Here is a 1,222-nt window from a genome sequence, read left to right on the forward strand (position 1 = left end):
TCTTTCTCACCGCGCGTATGGACAGGAATGGCCGGGTCATCTTGACATTTTCCTGCGAAGGAGTGCGGTCACGATCATCAGGCACAAGGTCAGGCCGACAAGCAGGCTGGAGGCGGCGGCGACGACCGGGCTGAGGTCGGCGCGCAGGCTGCCCCAGATCTTGACCGGCAAGGTCTGCAAGGCCGGGCTTGCCATGAAGATCGCCACCACGACCTCGTCCCATGAGGCCAGGAAAGAGAAGATCGCCGCGGAGAAGATGCCGATCCTGATCGACGGCAAGGTGATCCTCAACCGTGCCTGCAGCGGGCTGGCGCCGCAGACTATGGCCGCGTCCTCGATGGATTTGTCGAAACCCTCTAGCGCCGCAGTGATCGGGATAATGGCGAAAGGCAGCGCCAGGATGGTGTGGGCGATGACGAAGCCGACCGTGGTGCCGGCAAGGCCGATGCGCAGGAAGAAGGCGTAGATGGCGATGGCGAACACGACGACCGGCAGCACCATCGGCATCAACAGCAAGCCGCGCAGGACCTGGCGTCCGCGAAACTCACCCCTGACCAGGCTGAAGGAGGCGAACAGGCCGATGACGACGGCGAGGATGGCGGCCATGGCGGCAATCCGGACACTGGTCAGCGCGGCATCGATCCAGGTCGGATCAACCAGCAACTGCTGGTACCATTTCAGCGTCCAGCCGGGCGGCGGGAAGGCGAGCCAGCGCGACGAGCCGAACGACAGGAGCACGATGAAGACCACCGGCAGCAACAGGAAAGCCGCGACTGCCGCCGTGAAGCCGACAAGTGCCACGCGCAGCCATCCGAGCCGGTCATAGTCGAGCAGCATGTCAGAGCCCTCCGCCGGCGCGCCTGGCGCCGACCAGGCGAAGCTGGATCGCGTAGAGCGCCATGGTGACGACAAGCAGGACGAAGGCGGACGCACTTCCAAGCCCCCAGTTGAGCAGCGACTGCACCGTCTGGGCGATCATCTCGGCCAGCATCATGTTCGATGTGCCGCCAAGCAGGGCAGGCGTGACGAAGTAGCCAAGCGACATGACGAAGACCATCAGCCCTCCGGCGGCGATGCCGGGAAGCGACAGCGGCAAAAGGATGCGGCGGAAGGCCTCGGACGGGCTTGCGCCGCAAAGGGCGGCCGCGCGCAGCGTCATAGGGTCGATGGCGCGTAAAGTGCCGACCAGCGGCAGAATCATGAAGGGCAGCATGATGTACAC

General features: G+C 64.6%; 2 protein-coding genes. Both read right to left on the reverse strand.

Going from position 1 to position 1,222, the window contains the following annotated elements; all coding sequences use genetic code 11:
* Window positions 1-36: 36 nt before the first annotated feature.
* Window positions 37-837 (reverse strand): ABC transporter permease, encoded by an 801-nt coding sequence (locus EN925_RS36555; protein ID WP_127369846.1) that lies wholly within the window; start codon window positions 835-837, stop codon window positions 37-39.
* Between the two features lies 1 nt (window position 838).
* Window positions 839-1,222 (reverse strand): ABC transporter permease subunit (locus EN925_RS36560; protein ID WP_128337401.1); only part of this gene is annotated, 384 nt, incomplete at its 5' end.

This window comes from Mesorhizobium sp. M7A.F.Ca.US.006.04.2.1 (genome assembly GCF_004022915.1).
In the GTDB taxonomy this organism is placed as follows: domain Bacteria; phylum Pseudomonadota; class Alphaproteobacteria; order Rhizobiales; family Rhizobiaceae; genus Mesorhizobium; species Mesorhizobium ciceri.

Excerpts from the sequence above, each read along its gene's own strand:
- EN925_RS36555 (WP_127369846.1), bottom strand. The coding sequence starts at position 837 with ATGCTGCTCGACTATGACCGGCTCGGATGGCTGCGCGTGGCACTTGTC.